Genomic DNA, 19,560 nt, shown 5'->3' on the forward strand with positions numbered 1-19,560 from the left:
GGCTAGCTCCTGTAGCTCTCGTGGTGGATGGCGTCGGCGAGCGGGCGGCGTTGTCGCCAACCGTGTCGTTCCAGGTCGGGCACGGCCTCGACATGGGTCACCGGTCCCACACAGAGCCAGGCCACCGGGCGAACCCGGGGAGGAATCGCCAGCAGACCCTGCAGAAACGGTTCGCGGTAGAACGACACCCAGCCGACGCCCAGACCCTCGGCCGTTGCGGCCAGCCAGAGGTTCTGGATCGCCAGGCAGGTCGAGTACAGCCCGGCGTCGTCGATCGCGTGCCGACCCAGCACCTGCGGACCGCCTCGGTCGGGGTCGTAGGTGACGACGATGCCGACGGTCGACTCCCGGACACCCTCCACCTTGATGCGTTCGAAGCGCTCGCGGTCATCCTCGGACAGGGTCGCGGCGTACGTCGCGCGCTCGGTCTGCACGTGCTCCTGGAAGCGCGCGCGGGTGAGTGGGTCGCGGACCAACACGAAGTCCCAGGGCTGGCTGTGCCCCACGCTCGGTGCGGAATGGGCCGCCCCGAGAACCCGGTCGAGCGCGTCCGGTTCGATGGGTCCACCAGAGAACTCGGCGCGTACGTCGCGGCGGCGCGCGATCACGTCGTACAGGTCGGCGCTCATGCTGCGTTGCCTGCGCGCGTGATCCGGGTGAGGTCGGCGGCACTCAACTCGCTCATCGGCACGTGCTCGGCGCGCAGGTTGGCGGCGAGCTCCGCGGCCAACCGCATCCGGAACGACCCGGTCTCACAGTCGACGACCACGGCGGCCACGCCAAGGGACGCCAGGTGATGAGCGGCCTGCCGCGAACGCGCCACCGGGTCGGTGCCGGAGGTCGCGCGGCCGTCAGTGACGACGACGAGCAGCGGTCGTCGTCGTGGGTCGCGGACGCGTTCGAGCTCCAGCACCCGCGCCGCTTCGAGCAGACCCTCGGCGAGCGGGGTGCGACCTCCGGCGGGCAGCTCGGCCAGCCGCCGCGCCGCGATCTCGACGGAGCGGGTCGGGGGCAACGCGAGCTCGGCGGCACCGCCCCGGAAGGTGACCAACCCGACCTTGTCGCGTCGGCGGTAGGCGTCGAGCAGCAGCGAGAGAATGGCGGTCTTGACCTGCTGCATCCGAGTGCGTGCCGCCATGGAGCCCGAGGCGTCAACGCAGAAGAGGATCAGGTTGGCCTCCTTGCCTTCGCGGCTGGCCACCCGGAGGTCGTCCGCGCGGAACCGGAGTGGGCCTCCGGCGCGACCCCGGATCGCCTGGTGCGGCGCCGCTGCACGGATGGTCTCGATGAGGTGGATGGAGCCGCCGGACCCGTCCGGCCGTGAGGTGCCCACCCGGTGGCCGAACTGCGTGATCGCCCGGCTGCGGCGGCCCGCCGCGCCGGTGCCCGTCCCTCGGACGGTGAACACCTTGGTCCGGTAGGGATCACCCGCTGTCACGGCCGCCTGCGACGAGTCCTGCGATCCGGTCGTCGCAGGAGCCGGTCGGTCCTGCACATCGCCAGGAGCGGCCGCCGAGTCAGAGGGCACGTCAGGTGTGGTGTCCTCCGCGGCCTCGGCCTGACCGGGTTCCACGCGGGTGTCGTCCTCGGGCTCCTGCCCGAGGGGATTGCCGGGGTCGTGGTCATCGTCGCCCGGGTTGCCCTGTGGCGGTGGGTCTGGCGGGAGTTCGTCGTCGCCGAGGACCTGGTCGAGCAGGTCCTCGTCCAGGCCGGGGGCGTCAAAGGGGTTGCGCCGGCGCCGGTGGGGGAGCGCCAGCCGCGCCGCCGCACGGATGTCCTCGCGGGTCACCTCGGTGCGCCCCTGCCACGCCGCGTGGGCTACCGCGGTGCGCGCGGTCACGATGTCGGCGCGCATGCCGTCCACGTCGAAGGCTGCGCAGACTTCCGCGATCTTCCACAGTGCCTGCTCGGAGAGGAGCACCGTCTCGACGATCTCCTGCGACTTGACGATGCGCGCGGTGAGGGCCCGCTCCGCGTCGTCGTACGTCGCCGCGAAGCCATCCGGGTCGGCGTCGTAGGCGAGGCGGCGGCGGACCACGTCGACCCGGACTGCCGGGTCACGAGAAGCCGCGACCTCGACGGTGAGGCCGAATCGGTCGAGCAACTGGGGACGGAGCTCGCCCTCCTCGGGGTTCATCGTGCCGACCAGCACGAACCGGGCCGCGTGCTCGACCGAGACTCCGTCGCGTTCCACGGTGGAACGGCCCATGGCCGCGGCGTCGAGGAGGAGGTCGACCAGGTGGTCGTGCAACAGGTTGACCTCGTCGACGTACAGGATCCCGCGGTGGGCGCGGGCGAGCAGGCCGGGCTCGTACTCGGCACGGCCCTCCGAGAGTGCACGCTCGAGGTGCAGGGACCCGAGCACGCGGTCCTCGGTGGCGCCGACGGGCAGCTCGACGAGACGCACCGGCCGCGTCTCGGTCCTCGCGTCCGCGGCGAACGGGCCGTCGGGCGAGAGGGTGGTGGTCTCGCGGGGGTCGCTGGAGAACCGGTCCCCTGCCACCACGTCAATGGGGGGCAGGACGGTGGCGAGCGCACGCACGATCGTGGATTTCGCGGTGCCCTTCTCGCCGCGTACCAGCACCCCGCCGATGTCAGGCGAGATCGTGGTGAGGAGGAGGGCGAGCGCCATGTCGTCGGAACCGACGACGGCAGAAAAGGGGTAGTGCTGTGGCATGGAGGCTCCCGCTCGTCGCCAGTGGATACGTGGGCGCGAGGCCGGTCTTCGGACTTGCTGGCTCGACGTCCGGGGACGCCGTCCAGACCACCGCAGCGGGCCTGTGCCGGATTCTCACCGGCTTCCCAGATTCTCCCCTCGGGCCCGGCGCTCCGTTGGGAACGTCCGGCACCTCGGGGCACCTCGTGCCTGTCATCGGTCACGATAGCGTGACTTCGTGCCCTCCTCGCGCCCCGCTCACGTCACCGTCGTCGGCCTCGGCGCCGACGGATGGTCCGGTCTGTCCGAGCCCACCAGGACTCGGGTCCGGAACGCTGCTGTCCTGGTCGGCGGCCAGCGCCACCTCGGCCTGGTGCCCGAGGTCCACGGCCAGACACGGGAGCCGTGGCCCTCTCCGTTGCGCGACGGGCTCGTCGAACTGATGGAGCGCCATGCAGGCGTTCAGCTCGTGGTGCTCGCGTCGGGCGACCCAATGGTCTCCGGCATCGGGTCGACCCTCGCCGAGGTGTTCGGCGCGGACTTCAGCGAGGTGGTCCCGGCGATCTCGTCGGTCTCCCTCGCGCGCGCCCGGATGCGCTGGTCGGCGGACAGCACCGAGGTCGTCAGTCTGGTCGGGCGTGATCCGGACGCCGTGCTCCGGCATCTCGCGCCGGCTCACCGGCTGCTGGTCCTGTCCTCGGACGAGGGCACCCCGGCGGTCGTCGCCGCCCTGCTGGTGGCGAGGGGGTACGGCGACAGCCAGATGACCGTGCTCGGCGACCTCGGCAGCGCCGACGAGACGCGCGTCGAGGCGACTGCGGCGACGTGGAGGGCCGCGGCGTCGAGGCTCAACGTGATCGCGCTCGACCTGCGCGGGCCGGTGATCGGGTCCTGGGCGACGGGCCTGCGCGACGAGGACTTCGAGCATGACGGCCAGCTCACCAAGCGCGACCTGCGTGCGAGCGCGCTGGCGCGACTGGCGCCACAGCCGGGCCAGCTGCTGTGGGACATCGGCGCCGGCGCGGGCTCCGTGGGCATCGAGTGGATGCGTGCACACCCCACCTGCAGGACGGTCGCCATCGAGGCCGACCCCGTACGCGCTGCGCGGATCAGCCGCAACGCCGCGTCCCTCGGCGTACCTGCGCTTCGGGTCGTCCACGCGCGCGCGCCGGAGTCGTTCGACGGACTGCCAGCCCCGGATGCGGTCTTCGTCGGTGGCGGCGCCACGCGGCCCGGGGTGGTGACCGGCAGCCTCACCCGGCTCGCTCCCGGTGGTCGCCTGGTCGTGCACGGGGTGACCTTCGAGACCGAGACCCTCCTCGCACGCATGTATGCCGAGCACGGCGGCGAGCTCACCCGGATCGCGGTCGAGCACGCCGCGCCCATCGGTGCCTTCACCGGCTGGACCCCGGCACGCGCCGTCACGCAGTGGGCGGTGACCGCATGACCGTGCACTTCGTCGGCGCCGGCCCCGGCGCCGCGGACCTGCTCACCCTTCGTGCGGCGAAGCGGCTCGCCGAGGCGGATGTGGTGCTCTACCCGGGCACCTACCTGGACGAGTACGTCCTTGTGCACTGCTCGCCGGACGCCGCCCTCGTCGACACCCAGGACCTCGACCTCGACCAGATCATGCGTCACATCGTCGAGGCGGACCGTGACGGGCTCGAGGTCGTCCGGTTGGTGTCGGGCGACCCGTCGGTCTACTCGGCCCTGGCCGAGCAGACCCGCCGTCTCGACGAGGCCGGCGTGTCGTGGGAGGTGACGCCGGGGGTGCCGGCCTACGCCGCCGCAGCCGCGCGCGTGGGTCGCGAGCTGACGGTCCCGCTGATCACGCAGTCGGTCGTGCTGACCCGCGCCCAGGCCCGATCGACCGCGATGCCGGAAACCGAGGCTCTGCGCCACTTCGCGCGCACTCGCGCCACCCTGGTGATCCACCTGGCGATCACCAGGATCCGTGAGGTGATGAGCGAGCTGGTGGACGACTACGGTCCCGACTGCCCGGTGGTCGTGGTCTACCGAGCCAGCCAGCCAGGAGAGATCCTCCTGCGCGGCACCGTCGCAGACATCGCCGAGCAGGTAGAGCTCGCGGGTATCCGGCAGGCCGCCGTGATCATGGTCGGGCGGGCCCTGGATCCCCGTGGTGGTGGGGATTCCTACCTCTACGACCCGACGCGGGACCGCTCGACCACGTCCTGACTCAGTCGACGAACCGTGGGGTCCACACGCTTCCGGAAGCCGTACGACGCGTGGTGGACGCGCCGACGATCAGCAGGCACTTCATGTCGACCGACTCCGGGTCGAGCTCGGCCAGCGTGGTGACGAGCAGCGACTCCTCCTCGCGGCCGACGTCACGGCCCACCACGACCAGGGTGTCGGCGGACTTGTGCTCGAGCAGCAGCTTCTGGGCGCGCACGATCTGGTCGGTCCGCGAGCGGGACGCCGGGTTGTAGATCGCCAGCACGAGGTCGGCCTCGGCGATCGCCCGCAGCCGATGCTCCACGACCGACCAGGGCTTGAGCCGGTCCGAGAGGCTGACCACCGCGAAGTCTGCGCCGATGGGGGCGCCCGCCCGGGCGGCGACGGCCTGTACCGCGCTCACCCCGGGCAGCACCCGGATCACCACGTCGTTGTAGGCCGGGTCGATGGCCGCCTCGTGGACGGCCGAGGCCATTCCGAACACCCCGGCGTCCCCGCCGGAGACGACTGCGACCTTCTCCCCGCGCAGTGCGAGGTCGAGAGCGAGCCGGGCCCGGTCGAGCTCGACGGTGTTGCCGGAGGCGTGCCGAGTGAGGCCGGCCCGTTGCGGTACCCGGTTCACGTACGCCGCGTAGCCGACCACGTGGTCCACCTGGTCCAGGGCGGCTGTCGCCTCGGGAGTGATCCACCCGTCCGGACCAGGACCGAGCCCGACCACCAACAGCTCCGCGGCGGGACTCTCGACCGGGGCAGGGTGAGCGTGAGCTCGTCGCCCCGTCGGCTCCTGGTGCGCCGAGTCGCCCGGCACCACGATCAGCGAGAAGTACGGCACGGTCGCCGGATCCACGTCCGACACCGGAAGCCATCGCTCTTCGGGCATGGAGGCCCGCTCGACGTAGAGCGCGTGCTCGAGGCGTCCCGCCTGCGCCAGAGCAGACCTGACGGCCGGGAAGGTGCGGCCGAGCTTCATGATGATGGCGCCGTCGGTGTCCGCCAGCCGACGTGCGAGCTCGGCCTCGGGCAGCGTGCCCGGCAGGATCGTCAGCACGTCGGTTTGCCGCACCAGCGGTGACGCGACCGCTGCGGTGGCCGCGGCGAACGCCGGCACACCTGGGACGACCTCGGTCGGGAACCGCTCCGAGAGATGGTCGTGCATGTACATGTACGAGCCGTAGAACAGCGGGTCGCCCTCGGCGAGCAGCACCACCGTTCGACCGAGCTCGAGGTGTGCGGCCAGCCGGGCGGCGGACTGCTCGTAGAACTCCGCCATGGCTCCGGCGTAGCCACCCGGATGTTCGGTGCGACCGGTCGTGACGGGGTAGCGAAGCTCTTCCTCCACGACAGTCGCCGGGATCAGGCCGGCGGCGATGCGGCGTGCATTGGACTGCTTGCCGACCCCTGCGTGGTAGGCGATCACGTCGGCCGTGGCAATCAGCCGGGCCGCCTTGAGGGTGATCAGCTCGGGATCCCCGGGGCCGAGCCCGACTCCGTAGAAGTGCCCGGCTGTCACTCCTCCTCCTGGGCCAGCGCGTTGATGGCGGAGGAGGTCATCGCCGAGCCCCCGCGGCGCCCGCGCACCGTGACGAACGGGATGTCGATGCCGTGATCCTCGTAGAACGAGGCCAAGGCCTCCTTGGACTCCGCCGCGCCGATGAAGCCAACCGGACAGCCGACGATCGCCGCTGGTCGGGGTGCCCCGGCGATCAGCATCTCCAGCAGGTGGAACAACGCGGTGGGCGCGTTGCCGATCGCCACGACGGCGCCGTCCAGGTGGGGCTCCCACAGCGAGACGGCCGCTGCCGTGCGGGTGGTGCTCCACGTGGCGGCCAGGCCGGGCACACGCTCGTCGTTGAGGAAGCAGAGCACGTCGTTGTCGGCCGGCAGCCGTCCGGCTGTGATGCCCATGGCGACCATCCGCGCATCGGCGAGTATCGGCGCGCCCGTCGCGAGTGCCAGCCGGGCAGCGGGGACCAGTCCCGGATGGATCTGGAGGTCGGGCACGAGGTCCACCTGGCCACTGCCGTGCACCATCCGCACCGCCAGCTTCTCGGCGTCTGCTGGTATCGCCTCGAGGCTCGCCTCCCGTCGGATGGTCGCGAAGGACTCCACGTAGATCGACGGGCCGTCGTCGATGTAGGTGTAGTGGCGAGTGGGGCGCTGCAGGTCACTCATGTGGCCTCCTCGGACGGGACGAGTACGCCGCGCCACGGCGTGACGACCAGTTCGCGGGCGTGCCCGACGAGGAGGGCGGCCAGCGCGTGGTCGACGACACCCTTCGGAGCGGCCACGTGCTCGCCGCCTGCGACGGGTCCGAACGGCAGGGCCGGGCAGGTCACGGTGGTCGCGGCCTCTCGCGGGAGGCGGTCGGTCAGCGGCTGCACGAGCTCGTCCACGTGCCAGGGCGCCTCGGGTCCGTCGCCGCGCTCGTCCAGGAAACGCAGAGCCAGGTCAACCATGGCCCGAGCGGCCGCTGCCAGTCCGATCACTGGCCCCCAACCGATGGAACCGACGCGCAGTTGCGCGGTCGTGGCATCGAGAGCCACCAAGCCGAGGTCGGTCGACCGGCCGACCAGATCACCCCGGCCGTCGTCGAGGACGAACAGGAACCGGCCCGGCAGCCCGGCCAGCCGCGGGTTTGCGCACAGCACATCGTCCAGCTCGGCAGCGACCGGTCGGAGGTCAGCGCGGCCTCCGCTGAGCCCGGTCTGGGGGGAGACCATGAGGTTGCGCACGAGCTCGTGGGTCCGGGAGGGGAGCAGCCCGGTCGCCTCGATCGCCTGCACCACCTCGGGGACCAGGTCGCCGCCGCGGGTGGGGAGGCCGCGCAGCTGCACGTTTGCCCGTCGGGTGAGGTGGAGGGCGCCGTCGCCGTACTCGCTGGCGACATCGCTCAGGGCTGCCAGCGACTCCGGGGCCAGCCGTCCGCCGACCAGTCGCAGCCGGACGAGGGCACCATCGTCGGCTGACCACGGGCGGAACACGCCGGGGCAAAGATCGGGTCGTGACCGAAGGCTCGGTGTGGTCGTCACTGCTGTCCTTCGGGATCAAGGCCCGTGCGCGAAGCCCTCGTTTCCCGGCGGCGTTTGCCGCAGGGGCCAGCAGGTCTTCGGACTCGGGATCATCCGGTGCGGAACGCCTTCCCGGACCCTTCGATCCAGTGGCTGTCGCGAGAGCTTCCCCGCAAACACGTTCCGTCCGTCACCCATACCGCTGCGCGTCAGTCCCGGATTCGCACCGGGTTCCCTGACCCGCACAAGTGCATGCGGGTCGACTGGCGTGGTGAGGGTACCAACCCAACGGCGGACCCTTGCCGTCACCGGGCGAGACGTATGCATGGCGGCTCGCGTCGCGTCAGTGACGTGGCCCTGCCGCACGGTGTCGACCAGCGAGAAGCCGAAGCGGTTGCCTACGGTGTGCCCATGACGTGCTGCGCCGGACGCGGGCGGCTCTAGTCGATGACTGCGGTGGCCTCGACCTCGACGAGCACATCGGGCTCGAACAGGTAGTCCACACCGATGAGCGACGAGGGGGGCAGGGGCAGGGAAAGACCGATCTCGTCCGCGACCTGCTCGAGACCGGCCATGAAGGGAGTGATCTTCTCCGGCTCCCACTGTGTGACGTAGAACGTGAGGCGCAGTACGTCTTCGAACCCCGCGTCCGCGCCGGCCAGTCCACGCGCGGTGTTGCGCAACGCCTGGGCAAGCTGGGCGGCCAGATCGCCAGGAGCGACCGGGGTGCCATCGGCTAGGCGAGCGATCTGCCCGCTCACGTGGATGTGTCGGCTGCCAGTGGCCGACTGCGACGTGGTGGTAGGGCGTGGGTGCCAGCATGCCTTCGGGGGTGAAGTGTCGTACGGACATGAGAATCTCCTGGGTTAGTAGCGTGTTAGGTAAATACTTGCTACCAAGTAGCCGCAGGACACTTCAACGAGACCAGGTTTCATGACCGATACACCGCTGCCCATTACGGCCGGTTGCACATCGCTGCATCACACCGGGAGCTGCTCGACCACGTCCTCGACAAGTGGTCTCTGAACGTGCTGAACGAGTTGTGCGAACGGCCGTGCCGATTCAATGACCTGCGCCGCGCGATCCCCGCTGTGACGCAGAAGTCGCTCACCGCCACCCTGCGCAGGCTCGAACGCAACGGCATTGTTGAGCGCGAAGTCGTCCGCTCCCGGCCGATCGCGGTGGAATACCGGATCACCGCTCTAGGCAAGACGCTCCGCGCGCCGGTGGAAGCGCTCCTGGAGTGGGCGCACACACACATGGCGGAGATCGAGGACGCGCGAGTGACCTACGACGACGAAGAACACTGACCTCAGCGGGCCGCAACTGGCCTAAAGCTGGTGGGGGGCCGGGTCGTGGACGCCTGACAGAAGCGCCAGCTCGAGGTTTGTCTCGTCCTCGGTGTCCGGTGCGGACGCCCGCTGCCGCCCCTTGGTCACGCTGACCACCGCCGGGCAGCGGCACGACTCGTTGGCCTTCGAGCTGCTGATGGACGAGCTGCGCGTCCTGCGCAACGGCCCTGGGCGTCCGCGCACCCGCCCGGACGAGTTGCTGGCCGACAAGGCGTACTCCTCCAGGGCATCCGTGGCCACCTCCGCGGCCGCGGTCGGCTCCCCGGCCTCGACGCGGCCTCGACGCGGCCTCCTACCGCCAGCGCAACGTCGTCGAGCGGGCCGTGCACAAGCTGCGCTGCCACCCGGTACGACAAGCGCGACTTCATCTACCGAGGAACCATCGACGTCGCCTCGATCAGGATCTGGCTACGAGACGCCGTCTCCACAGATATGCGAGAGACGGCCTAGTCTTGTCCTTGCTTTTCGACGTCGTGCGGAGGATCGACCCTGTGGCTTGCGTCTACCTCGTCCGACACGGTGAGTCTGAGTGGAATGTGCGTCGACTCACCCAAGGCCAGACGTCGCACCCGCCACTCACCGACGTGGGCCGTGAACAGGCACGCGCTGCCACGGAGATCATTTCGACTGACCTCGCCGAACGACGTGAACGTCTCGAGCGGCTCGTCACAAGTGACCTGGTTCGCGCGGTCGAGACCGCAAGGATCCTCAGCAACGCCTTGGGCGTCCCCGCGCAGCTTGATCATCGGTTGCGGGAGCAGGGCCTGGGCCGCCTCGAGGGTCGCGGGTACGACGACACGTGGGCTGTCGCGGAACAGCACGACTGGTCCGACCCGACTGAGCCCGTCGCCGGTGGCGAGTCCGTTGCTGCGCTGCACACCCGGATCGCCGCCGTGCTGGGTGAGCTCGTGCCCGGGCGAACGACCGCGCTGGTCAGCCACGGTGATGCGATCCGTGCGGCCCTGGCTCAGATCGCAGGCACGGACCCGGTGGTAGCTCCATGGGTTCCCGTGCCCAACGGCGCGGTCTTTCGAGTCCGCGCAGGCGGTGGGTGGGAGCAGTTGGCCCAACCGGCCGGACGCCCTTGGCGTTGAGGCGGTGCCTTGGCAGCCTCAGGCGTCGTTCGTGGCCGAGCAATGACAGCGCGACGACTGCGGCCTGCACCCAAGACGCCCGAATCTTGAGGAAGACGTCGCGGCGGTCGGGGGGAATGGTGGTGTGTGGCGCGGGCGATGGGATCGCACCGTGTGAAGTTGCTGGTCGGCGGTGATGGCCGCAGCATGGCGTAGGTCGCACCCACCCAGAAAGCTCCGGAACCGCCCGGGGGTGTTGGCTGACAACGGACCGTATGTCTGACAAACCTGTCGTCAGCCCTGATTGCGACAGGTATCCACACTTGTTGGCGTGACAGGAGAACCCCGGATGGCGAACCGTCTGTCGGAAGCAACGAGCCCGTATCTGCAGCAGCACAAGGACAACCCCGTCGACTGGTGGGAGTGGGAGCCGGCGGCGTTCGAGGAGGCCCGGCGGCGCGATGTGCCGGTGCTGCTGAGCATCGGGTACGCCGCGTGCCACTGGTGCCACGAGGTCGCCGCGTAGACGGTCGTCGGTGGATTTCAACGAAACCGCAGGTCAGAGCGGTGGTCGCGGTTCACGGCGTTTCGCCGAGTGCCGCCGTTGGACACCTTTTCCGGGGCTTCGTGTATCACTCTCGTGTATCACTCGGGGCGCAAGCTGGCTCGGCCTGGCACGTCATCTGGTCTTGCGGGGGTTGGGGAACCCGAGGCTGGTGTAGCCGGGTGCCCGTTTGGTGAGCGCGGCCGCGAGGACGGGAACATCGACATCGTGGTAGTCGTGGACCTCGGCGGTCTGCTTGCCGGGATAGGCACGGAGGATGCGCCCGGCGTACTGGACGAGGCGCCCCTTGAACGAGACCGGGCCCGCAAGGAACAGAGTGTCGAGTGCAGGACAGTCGAAGCCCTCGCCAACGAAGTGGCCGGTGGCGACGACGAGTAGCGGTGGACCGCCATCGGTCGGGACGAGCCGTTCGTTGGCAGCCGCGCGCTGCTTGGCGCCCATGCCGCCCTTGAGAACGACTGGCTCGAGTCCTCGCTCGGTGAGGGCGGCGGCCAGGTGGTCGACGTGGCCGGTGCGCTGGGCGAGAACAAGGCAGTGTCGGCCGCGACCGAGGGCCTCCACCACATCCTTGAGGATCTGCTCGTTGCGTGCTTCGTCTTCGGCGAGGGCGCGGTGCACGCCGGCGATGGTGCCCGGGACCGAGAGATCGATCGGGTCGTTCAGCCGGAATGCCGTGGGGTGGACGATGAGCAAAGGGCGAGGCCGGCCGGCACTGGCGCCTTCGAGTGTGTCGGGATCCGCGTGGGCGAAGGTGTGTCGGACGGGACCGAGCTGGAAGCCGATCAGGTCATCGAGACCGTCGCGCCGGTACGGGGTGGCGGTGAGGCCAACCCAGTGCCGGGCGGGAATCGCGCGCACCGCGGACTCGAACGCGGCCGCCGGGACGTGATGGCACTCATCGACGACGACTTGGCCGTACGCGCTCAGCTTGTCCGCGAGATCGGTTCGGCGAGCGAGAGTCTGCAAGGTCGCAATGTCGACGACTCCGGTGAGTTTGGAACGGCCGCCGCCGAGTTGGCCGGGTTTGACTCCGAGCAGGTCCTGGATCTGGCGACGCCACTGGTCGGCGAGCGTCTTACGGTCCACGAGCACGAGCGTGGAGACGGCTCGCTGGGCGATGACGGCGCAGGCCATCACGGTCTTCCCAGAGCCGGGCGGCGCGACGATTAACCCGAGGTCGTGTGGGAGTACGGCCGCCACTGCTTCCCGTTGCTGCGGAGTGAGGTCGATGGAAGACGAGAGCTCCAGTGCATCGCCGGCGACTCGCTGATCCGCAAGCTCGATCTTGCTGCCGGCTTTCTCGATGAGGCCGGTAGCGGTTTCGCGTAGTCCGCGTGGGAGAACGAGGTGGTCGTCAAGCGTCTCGTCGTAGGAGGTGATGATGCGCGGGACGTTCCAGGTCGACTGGCGACGACGCTGGCGGTCGTAGAAGTCCGGGTTGTACGTCGATGCCGCGTGTTTCAGGGTGGCGTAGAGCCAGGGGCTGAGTTCCGATCCCGGAATCCTCACGGTCCCGTCGAGACTGAGGTGGACGATCGGGGCAGGGCTCGGCTGTGTCCTGGTCGATCGGGCTGGCTGGGCGCGATCAACGCGTGCGCCAACCGTCGGTTCCCGGAGCGATGAAGCAAGCTTGGTGACCTGCTTGGGCGTGAGACGTTCCAGCGTGGACAGGTACTCCCACTGGTCCTCGAACGGCTCCAGCGTGGCCAGGTCGAGGAAGACGGTGGTGCCGAGCTTGCGTGACTTGCCGTGGAGCGGCGCGGCGATCAGGTTACCGGGCCCCTGTCCGGGCAGGACGTCTTGGGACGGAAAGAGCCGGTCGTAGCAGCGCAGGTCCATCCGTCCACGGATCGCGATCGCCTCGCGGACGAACGCGGTCCCGAGCTGTCGGGTCGAAGCGGCGGGCACTGGGTCCGTGAAGAAGATCCACACGTGTGCGCCGATACCGGAGCGCGAGACCTCCAACGCGGCTGGTGCTCCAACCGCTCTGGCCGCCTTCAGATACGCGAGTGCGTCGAGCATGGCGGCCTGTCCGTCGAAGTCGGCGGCGAGCCACCAAGTCTGGTCACCACGGAGCATCGGATAGAGGCCGATGTGGACATCGCCGGTCAGATGCGCGGCAAGCACCTCGGGCGTCAGTGGCAGATGCCGCACTTCGGATGCAGGGCGGCCCTTGCGCCACCCGCCCTCGACGGCGGGCATCCACCCCGACTTGCCGGTGCGCGCGTTCTCCCACCGAATCGCATAGACGTCACGCCGTGCGCCGAACAGCGCTGCATAGAACTCGACCTTGGCCTGCGAGGACGAACGAGCGTCCACCGAACCAGGTGCTTTGTCGAACCACGCCGCTTGGGTACCGCGAGATGGAGACGCCTCCGCGTCGGTCAGCTTGAGGAGCTTGCGCAGGCGCGCGTTCTCGCGCCTCAAGCTCTCGAGTTCGGCTTGCAGGTTGCTCACGGCGTCAATCCTGGTATCTGGACGAGAACGAGGTTGGGGGGCGTGTTGAGGAAGCGGTCGCGCCAGATCTTGACGAAGCCGTAGCTACAGCCGGCCGCTGGTTCCCATCAGGCCAAGGCTGACAGCAGGTCCTGCGCGAGGAAGCTAGCCGCAGCCGAAACGGTGTCCGGTTGGCCGACTCCTTCCTCGGCGTGTCCGGCCATCGTGGACCCGAGGGCCTCCGGGCTTACGAAGAGTTGCTCAAGGTAGGCGAGCGCCTGGGCCGTGACCTCCTGGGACAGCTTGTCCGTGAGAAGCCGCCGGACGGTCTCGGCCAGGTCAGGGGCCTCGGTTGCGACCAGCAGTCGGTAGATGTCGTGCGCGTCCTTGTCGTTGAGACGGTCTGGGTTTCCCACCCGCTCCCCGAGCTTGTGGAGCTTCGCTACGAGCAGGGCCGACGGACCTGCGACGTTGATGATGGCGCTTCGTCCGTCTCCATTGAGGGACTCGACGGTCATCGGGGACTGGTCGATGATCGCCGCTTCAATGCCAACCGCACGGCGTGCCGAGTGCTTGGCGTGGGGCGGGATGCGGACGCCGCGCCGGCTGCCGGAGCCGGCGAGGTGCTCGGGGACCATCAGGTCGACGGGTATCCCGTTGGGCGACATCCAGGCACCTGGCTGCTGGCTGACCGGGTTAAGGATGAAGCCTGCGCCGGTCATCGCCTCCTCGAGACGCGGATCCTCGCCGAGCTTCCGCGGGTCGATGGCCAGATCGGAGTCCTTGGTGGCTTCGGCCAGAGCGAAGGTGGCGTTGCCGGTGCGCAGGTAGATCGCCTGAGCGCCGATGAGGATCACCGAGTCCTTGTGGGCTTCGAGGGCTGCGACTGCATCGAGCAGAGCGGCACGGGCTTCAACGATCAATTTGTCGGCGCCAGGCATCCGGGTTCTCCTTCATCCAGTCCAACAAGTAGTCGCCTTCGGCGGGGTTTCGGCCGGGGCCGCCAAGGAGGTCGGCAACGGCTTGGCTGGGGGCAACGATGGTGATGTCTCGCCAGGTCGAAGTGCGCTCGAAGACCACGGGGGAGCGGGGCGCGGCGAGGATGACGTTGGCGCCGGTCTCCACGGGGCGCAGACCGAGGTCCGACGCGAGCGTCAGCGGGTCGTCCGCGTAGATGAGTCCTAAACGAGCTTCAGCGTATGAGGCATAGGGCTGGGTGGCCAGGGAGCCGCTCACTGCGTAGCGCTGCGTTGGTGTCTGCTTGGCGAGTTTCTCGACGAGGTTGTCAAGACCGCGCGGTTCGAGGAAGCCCCGCGTCGTGCTGGTGTCGAGGTATCGAGCTTCCTGGCTCCACCGCCGCAGTAGCTCGGGCCAGTCGACATCCGTGATCGGCCCGCGTTCGCCGCGGGTCAGCAGCCCTTGACCGGCGAGATAGTCGCTGAGGCGGTAGGCGGCGCCGAGGGATGCGTCGGACAGATCGGCGAGATCCGCGACGGAGTACGGCGGGACGAAGTCGGCCAGCGCACGCACGAGCCGAGCGGCGGGGAGGCCCTTCAGGCTGGTCGTCGGGCGTCCGGGACCCCGCCACGGATCAGTACTCGCACCTCGATCGGACAGCAGGATCAGCGGGTCGTTCGATGTGAGGTACAGGTTTCCTGTTGCGTCGGCGTAGGCGATGCCCCGTTCTTGCAGCACGCGCTGTTGCTGGGGGCTGAGGTAGCGAGCGACCAGCATCGGCTGGATCCGGGTCGAGTTGGCGGGCCGGGCGTCCTGGAAGGCGAGGAGCTGATTGATGGCGGGGAGCAGGTAGTTCGAAGCCAGGGCACGTTTGGCCTCGACGACGTACGCCAGCACGGTCTTTCCTTCTCGCATGAGAGAGAGCCGTGAGGCGGGGCGGCGGGAGGTGTTGGTGGAGACATCCAGTCCGCCGACCTCGGTCTTCGCCTGGACGGTCCAGCCCGTCGGGAGCGCGGCTTGGATCCGGGCAGCCGATGTCAGCAGGACGTCGGCCTCGCTCTTGGGCTCATCGCCGTACCCTTCGGAGGGCAAGGTGAGCGTGCGCAGGACTCCGGCCATTTCTTGATAATAGCCGAATTCCGCATGTCGTGGAAGATCCTTATTTTCGGGAAGTCCACACACACATGCGTCATGCCGACCGGCGCCGTCGCTTGGGCTGGGGGAGTAGGTCGATGACGGTCATCTCGTCTCGGTCGGGTGCGACGAGAGCCTCCAACGCTGCCTGGGCCAGGGCCATGCGCTTCTCCTCCCACGCAAGGAGCTGGTCGAGTCGCCATCGGTCGGGGTGGGTCATGACGGGCGGCGGCACCAGTTCTCGGTCCTTGAGGTTGCGGTAGCCCTTGGTCTTGCCCCAGCCGTAGCGGCGCATCACCTCCCTTGCGTCGAGGAAGATGTTGCGCGGGTCGTCCATCGGGATCACACCGCCTTCGGTCGACCGATGACGGGCTGGGAGGCGAGCCGCTGCTCGCGGATCCAGCGGCGCAGGTCGCCGACCGTGGTGTACAGCCGCCGGCCGATCTTGAAGAAGTCGGGGCCGGTGCCGATCTGGCGCCACCAGCGGACGGTGTTCGGCGAGGTCATCAGGATCTCGGCGACCTCGTCGAGGGTGAGCAGTTCGTCCTCGTGACGGGCGTGGAAGGGGACGTCGACGGGGTTCTTGTTCATGCTTCCTCCTGGTTGTGGCGGATCGTTGGTGGATCCGCTGTCAGGAGGTAGGTGCGCGAGGTCTGCCAGATGGGAGGCCAAATACATCCGATTGGGTATCGTCCTCGGGTATGGACCGGTCATTCCTGCTGGAGCGAGCGCGGCGAGCACGAGGTCTGACGCAGGCCCGGCTGGCGGCCTTGTCCGGCACCTCGCAGGCGACGTTGTCGGCATACGAGCGCGGGCTGAAGTCGCCGTCGCTGAAGGTCGCGTCCCGAATCCTCGCCTCGATGGACTACGAGCTCACGCTTCGGGCACGGGTTGACTGGGTGGAGCATTATCCAGCGGGAATCGTGAAGTTCTGGGTGCCCAGCATGCTGTGGGCGGTTGAGCCTCCGATGTGCTTCGCCACGATCCAGATGCCCGATCTGATCCACAACACCGACAGGATGCATGGGGGCATGCGCGACAGGACGGAGCGGCGGGGAGCCTACGAGCAGCTCATCCGTCGAGGCATGCCGCAGCAGATGATCCGCTGGATCGACGGCGGCCTCTTGGTCGACCTGTGGGACGACCTCGACCTGCCCGATCCGGTTCGGCAAGCCTGGGAGCCGGCCATCCGGCTCGCCACGCTGCCGCTGGAGGTGGACGGGCTGCGCTTCTTCTTCACGGAGAATCCCGAGGTCGCGCGGAACGCGCGGGTCCGGGGCTACGAACCCCTACCGCCCCCGCCTCCACCGCCGCCGCCGCGACGCTCTCGATTCGATCCGCGTCCCATGCCTCAGGGAGATCAGAGTCTGAGGCTCGGGCCGGCGGAGGACGCTGGAGGCCGGTAGCCGAAGTCGTCCTCGTGACGCCGGGGCGCTGGGCGACGCATTGTAGGTCGCCCCGGTGCGTTCGGGCCGTGGCGGTCGATCGCTTCGGCAGCAGCGCCGGCCGCATGTGCCGGGCCTAGGTCGGCACGGTCGCGCCCGAACACGTCGATCCACTGCGTGCGGGCGTCCTTGACGGACTCGGCGACGAGATGGGCGACGTTGCGTTCTCGGCCGCGGGTCATGCCGACGTACGCGGAGGCGGCCCCGGTGTGGTCCCCGATCAGGACATGAGAGACCGGCACGGTCGAGCCTTGGGCGCCGTACGCAGTGGTGGCGTAGGCGAGTTCGACGTGCTGGCGCACATAGTCGGGCGGCAGGACTCGCTTGCCCGAGTCGCCGCGGACGGCGAGGGCACCGTTGTCGCAGGCCAGGACGGTCCAGGTCTCCCGGTTGGCGACGTCGGTGTCGCGGTCGTTGCGGCGGGTGGCGATCTTGTCTCCGATGCCGATCCGTTCGCCCGAGGCACTCACCACTTCGTCGGTGACTTCGCCGACGGCCTTGCGGACCTGATGCGCGAGGCCGTTGATCTTGGTGACCTGCTCGCGGGTGTCGGCGACCACGAGCTCGCCGTACGTCGTGCGCACCGCGAGTTTTTGCTGTCGCTCGACGTCGCTGGCGTGCACCACGATTTCGCCACGGCACACCAGCTCGTCGAACACTTCGCCGGGCTTCTCGCCGGTGCGCATTCGCAACGACAACTCGGCGAAAGCGGGGTCGGCGAACCGCCGGACAGTGTCGAGTTGGGTGACGCGATCGGGTGCATAGCGGACAGCGAGGTCGAGAACGCCGCCTCGTCCGACGGCGGGGAGCTGGTGGCGGTCGCCGACCAAGATCAATCTTGCCTGGGTCTCGTCTGCCAGATGCAGGAGTGCGCGGGCGGTGTCCTGGTCGAGCATCCCCGCTTCATCAACGACAAGGACGTCCCCGGGCCGGGTTCGGGCGGCAACATCAGGCGATGCTGCGACCCGGCTCCACCGGCCATCGTCGTCCCAGCGGAAGCCTTGTTGGTGCAACAGCCAGGCAGCTGAGTAGGACGACGCGCCGAGCGCGCCTTCGGCGATCTGGGCGGCCTTGCGGGTCGGGGTGACGACGACCATGCGGTGACCGGCCGCGTGCACTCGGTCGCGGGTCGCGGCCAACCGGGTGGTCTTGCCTGCCCCCGCCGCACCCTCGACGATCGTGATGTCCTTGGCCTCGGCGCGTTGCGTGATCCGGTCAACGATCTCGCGCTCGATCGCCAGCACGTCTGCCGACGTCAGTGCGCGGACGTGCTCAGGGACGTCCGGTCGGCCGAGCAGGGGACGGGAAGCGGCGACGACCCGGGCGGTCAGGTCCTCGGCCAGCTCGCGCCGCACCATTCCCTCGATGACGTCACCCGTGGCGGCGAGCAGCCGCTCGACCTCACCACGTGCGTCGGCAGCGTTCCACGCGGAGCGGCGCGCGCCGAGCCGGACGAGCGCCAGGTCAACCACGGCGTGCCGGTCCAGCACGCCGGCCTTGAGTTCGGTGGTCGAGCCGCCGCCGGAGGCGGCGTGTCGAAAGTCCAGCTCGCGCAGCTCCTCGACCCACCGCTGCCGCAACTCCTCACCCGAGGTCGGCACAATCTTGTCGGGGCGAGCGTCCGGCCACGCGCGGCGGTCCCATGCCTGCCGCAATACCGGGCCGGGTTCCTCACCTGGATGCTCGGAACGCCACCGGGCTTCGTAGGAGTCGATGTTGGTTTCGATCTGCCGTGCTCTGGCGCTGAACGCCCCGGCGTACGGCGTTAGCTCGGCGACCTCGCCAGCCTCGGGGTCGAGGGTCAAACCGTGTGCGGCCAGCGCTGCCCGGAACGCCGGGTTCGTCATCACGGCTGCATGCCCGATCCCGTTGATCGCCTCCAAGCTGTCCCGCACTCCGACGGTGTGGATGCCCCGCCAGTTGCCCTCGGCGAAGACCCGGGCGTTGATCTGGAGATGCAGATGCCGGTGCGGGTCACCGGCTCGGGAGGTGAAGTGACGTACGACGGCTGCCTCGATCTGCTCGACTGGCACCTGCATCTGACGGCCGCGTGGCCCGACCCTGGTCGTCGCGTGCGAGGCGAGCCAACCGACGATCTCCTCGGCGGCCTCCATCTGTGCGGTGTCATAGGCCGCCGCGACCTCCGGGTGCAGCGCCGCCGCGAGCGACCACGTCTTCGGCCCGTTGACGGTGACTTCGACGAACCGCACCGCTTGGTCATCGGTCCTCAACCGCCCCTTGGCCGCACCCGTCTCGATGTCGTATCCGGCGACCCACTGCTCGTAGGTCTCACCATCCATGTCGTGTCGGTGCTCGATGCCATCGGGGGCGGCGACCATGCGCATCGCGACGCCGCTTCCCTCGGTGAGGTAGTAGTCGTCGGCCCGGGAGCGGTCTGCCTCGACGTAGTGTCGCGCGGCCGCGGCTGCGCCCCGGTAGACCTTCATGCCACCGTGCATCTGAATCCACCTCCCTCAACAACCGTCGACAACCACATATCCGCTGGTCAGAGCCGGTTCTCGCGCCCGTGCCCCTACGAACTTTCGTACTGCAACGGGTCTTTTTGCGGCAGTGAGCAGGCGGGTGAGGGCGGTGTCCAAGATGGCAATGGCTCAGGGTCCCAAGGCGTCGCCCACCAGAACCAGACGAACAAGGAAACGGTGGACAGAGTCCGCATGACGGCCACATTCACGCCCAACAGCACGCGTTACTACGACGGAGTCAAGACCAGCACGGCC

General features: G+C 69.0%; 18 protein-coding genes, 1 pseudogene and 2 riboswitches. Of the genes and pseudogenes, 5 read left to right on the forward strand and 14 right to left on the reverse strand.

The annotated features are described in order from the left end of the window. Positions 1-2: 2 nt before the first annotated feature. A complete protein-coding gene (bluB, locus tag H4Q84_RS18900) occupies positions 3-629 on the reverse strand; it encodes a 5,6-dimethylbenzimidazole synthase (RefSeq protein WP_248580617.1) in 627 nt (208 codons plus the stop codon). Next, positions 626-2,677 (reverse strand): magnesium chelatase subunit D family protein, encoded by a 2,052-nt coding sequence (locus tag H4Q84_RS18905; RefSeq protein WP_248580618.1) that lies wholly within the window; start codon positions 2,675-2,677, stop codon positions 626-628. The genes bluB and H4Q84_RS18905 overlap by 4 nt, the downstream gene beginning before the upstream one ends. A 21-nt stretch (positions 2,678-2,698) precedes the next feature. Next, a riboswitch (cobalamin riboswitch) is annotated at positions 2,699-2,840 on the reverse strand. A gap of 54 nt (positions 2,841-2,894) precedes the next feature. Here H4Q84_RS18905 and cbiE point away from each other — a divergent pair. Continuing rightward, positions 2,895-4,103, forward strand: coding sequence for a precorrin-6y C5,15-methyltransferase (decarboxylating) subunit CbiE (gene cbiE / locus H4Q84_RS18910; RefSeq protein ID WP_248580619.1), 1,209 nt, complete (start codon positions 2,895-2,897; stop codon positions 4,101-4,103). After that, the gene (gene cobM / locus H4Q84_RS18915) at positions 4,100-4,852 is read left to right on the forward strand and encodes a precorrin-4 C(11)-methyltransferase (protein ID WP_248580620.1); all 753 of its coding nucleotides are present in this window, start codon (positions 4,100-4,102) and stop codon (positions 4,850-4,852) included. Before cbiE ends, cobM begins: the two co-directional genes overlap by 4 nt. 1 nt (position 4,853) lies before the next feature. Here cobM and H4Q84_RS18920 read toward each other — a convergent pair whose 3' ends face one another. The 4 genes from H4Q84_RS18920 to H4Q84_RS18935 form a co-directional block, all read right to left on the reverse strand. Continuing rightward, complete coding sequence (locus H4Q84_RS18920; protein ID WP_248580621.1) at positions 4,854-6,362, reverse strand: precorrin-2 C(20)-methyltransferase; 1,509 nt, start codon at positions 6,360-6,362, stop codon at positions 4,854-4,856. Beyond that, entirely contained in the window at positions 6,359-7,024 is a 666-nt protein-coding gene (locus tag H4Q84_RS18925) for a precorrin-8X methylmutase (protein ID WP_248580622.1), read from the reverse strand. The genes H4Q84_RS18920 and H4Q84_RS18925 overlap by 4 nt, the downstream gene beginning before the upstream one ends. Then, complete coding sequence (locus H4Q84_RS18930; protein ID WP_248580623.1) at positions 7,021-7,881, reverse strand: nitrite reductase; 861 nt, start codon at positions 7,879-7,881, stop codon at positions 7,021-7,023. The genes H4Q84_RS18925 and H4Q84_RS18930 overlap by 4 nt, the downstream gene beginning before the upstream one ends. Positions 7,882-7,931: 50 nt before the next feature. After that, positions 7,932-8,143, reverse strand: a riboswitch (cobalamin riboswitch). Positions 8,144-8,300: 157 nt separating this feature from the next. Further along, positions 8,301-8,621, reverse strand: coding sequence for a Rid family hydrolase (locus tag H4Q84_RS18935; RefSeq protein ID WP_248580624.1), 321 nt, complete (start codon positions 8,619-8,621; stop codon positions 8,301-8,303). A gap of 204 nt (positions 8,622-8,825) precedes the next feature. Here H4Q84_RS18935 and H4Q84_RS18940 point away from each other — a divergent pair, with 204 nt between their 5' ends. Further along, on the forward strand, positions 8,826-9,170 hold the full coding sequence (locus tag H4Q84_RS18940) for a helix-turn-helix domain-containing protein (RefSeq protein ID WP_282580268.1): 345 nt from the start codon (positions 8,826-8,828) through the stop codon (positions 9,168-9,170). A 21-nt stretch (positions 9,171-9,191) separates the two neighbouring features. Here the strand turns inward: H4Q84_RS18940 and H4Q84_RS18945 are convergent, their stop codons facing one another. Next, positions 9,192-9,452 carry a hypothetical protein gene (locus H4Q84_RS18945; RefSeq protein ID WP_248580626.1) on the reverse strand — a complete coding sequence of 87 codons (261 nt, stop codon included), beginning with the start codon at positions 9,450-9,452 and terminating at the stop codon, positions 9,192-9,194. 206 nt (positions 9,453-9,658) lie between these two features. Beyond that, on the reverse strand, positions 9,659-10,153 hold the full coding sequence (locus H4Q84_RS18950; RefSeq protein WP_248580627.1) for a hypothetical protein: 495 nt from the start codon (positions 10,151-10,153) through the stop codon (positions 9,659-9,661). A 481-nt stretch (positions 10,154-10,634) separates the two neighbouring features. Here H4Q84_RS18950 and H4Q84_RS18955 point away from each other — a divergent pair. Next, positions 10,635-10,805: pseudogene (locus H4Q84_RS18955) on the forward strand (DUF255 domain-containing protein); the annotation flags it as partial. Between the two features lie 159 nt (positions 10,806-10,964). Here the strand turns inward: H4Q84_RS18955 and H4Q84_RS18960 are convergent. The 5 genes from H4Q84_RS18960 to H4Q84_RS18980 form a co-directional block, all read right to left on the reverse strand. Continuing rightward, positions 10,965-13,307 carry a DEAD/DEAH box helicase gene (locus H4Q84_RS18960; RefSeq protein WP_248580628.1) on the reverse strand — a complete coding sequence of 781 codons (2,343 nt, stop codon included), beginning with the start codon at positions 13,305-13,307 and terminating at the stop codon, positions 10,965-10,967. Between the two features lie 107 nt (positions 13,308-13,414). Next, positions 13,415-14,227, reverse strand: coding sequence for a GSU2403 family nucleotidyltransferase fold protein (locus H4Q84_RS18965; RefSeq protein ID WP_248580629.1), 813 nt, complete (start codon positions 14,225-14,227; stop codon positions 13,415-13,417). Continuing rightward, positions 14,199-15,362: a hypothetical protein gene (locus H4Q84_RS18970; RefSeq protein ID WP_248580630.1), complete on the reverse strand. Its 1,164-nt coding sequence runs from the start codon at positions 15,360-15,362 to the stop codon at positions 14,199-14,201. Before H4Q84_RS18970 ends, H4Q84_RS18965 begins: the two co-directional genes overlap by 29 nt. 70 nt (positions 15,363-15,432) lie before the next feature. Continuing rightward, the gene (locus H4Q84_RS18975; protein WP_248580631.1) at positions 15,433-15,714 is read right to left on the reverse strand and encodes a hypothetical protein; all 282 of its coding nucleotides are present in this window, start codon (positions 15,712-15,714) and stop codon (positions 15,433-15,435) included. 5 nt (positions 15,715-15,719) lie between these two features. Then, positions 15,720-15,968, reverse strand: coding sequence for a helix-turn-helix domain-containing protein (locus H4Q84_RS18980; protein WP_248580632.1), 249 nt, complete (start codon positions 15,966-15,968; stop codon positions 15,720-15,722). A 110-nt stretch (positions 15,969-16,078) separates the two neighbouring features. Here H4Q84_RS18980 and H4Q84_RS18985 point away from each other — a divergent pair, with 110 nt between their 5' ends. Beyond that, entirely contained in the window at positions 16,079-16,783 is a 705-nt protein-coding gene (locus H4Q84_RS18985; protein WP_248580633.1) for a helix-turn-helix transcriptional regulator, read from the forward strand. On the opposite strand, the gene mobF is transcribed toward H4Q84_RS18985, so the two are convergent. After that, positions 16,738-19,269 (reverse strand): MobF family relaxase, encoded by a 2,532-nt coding sequence (mobF, locus tag H4Q84_RS18990; RefSeq protein WP_248580634.1) that lies wholly within the window; start codon positions 19,267-19,269, stop codon positions 16,738-16,740. The genes H4Q84_RS18985 and mobF overlap by 46 nt on opposite strands. Positions 19,270-19,560: the final 291 nt, after the last annotated feature.

This window comes from Nocardioides sp. InS609-2 (genome assembly GCF_023208195.1).
GTDB lineage: Bacteria > Actinomycetota > Actinomycetes > Propionibacteriales > Nocardioidaceae > Nocardioides.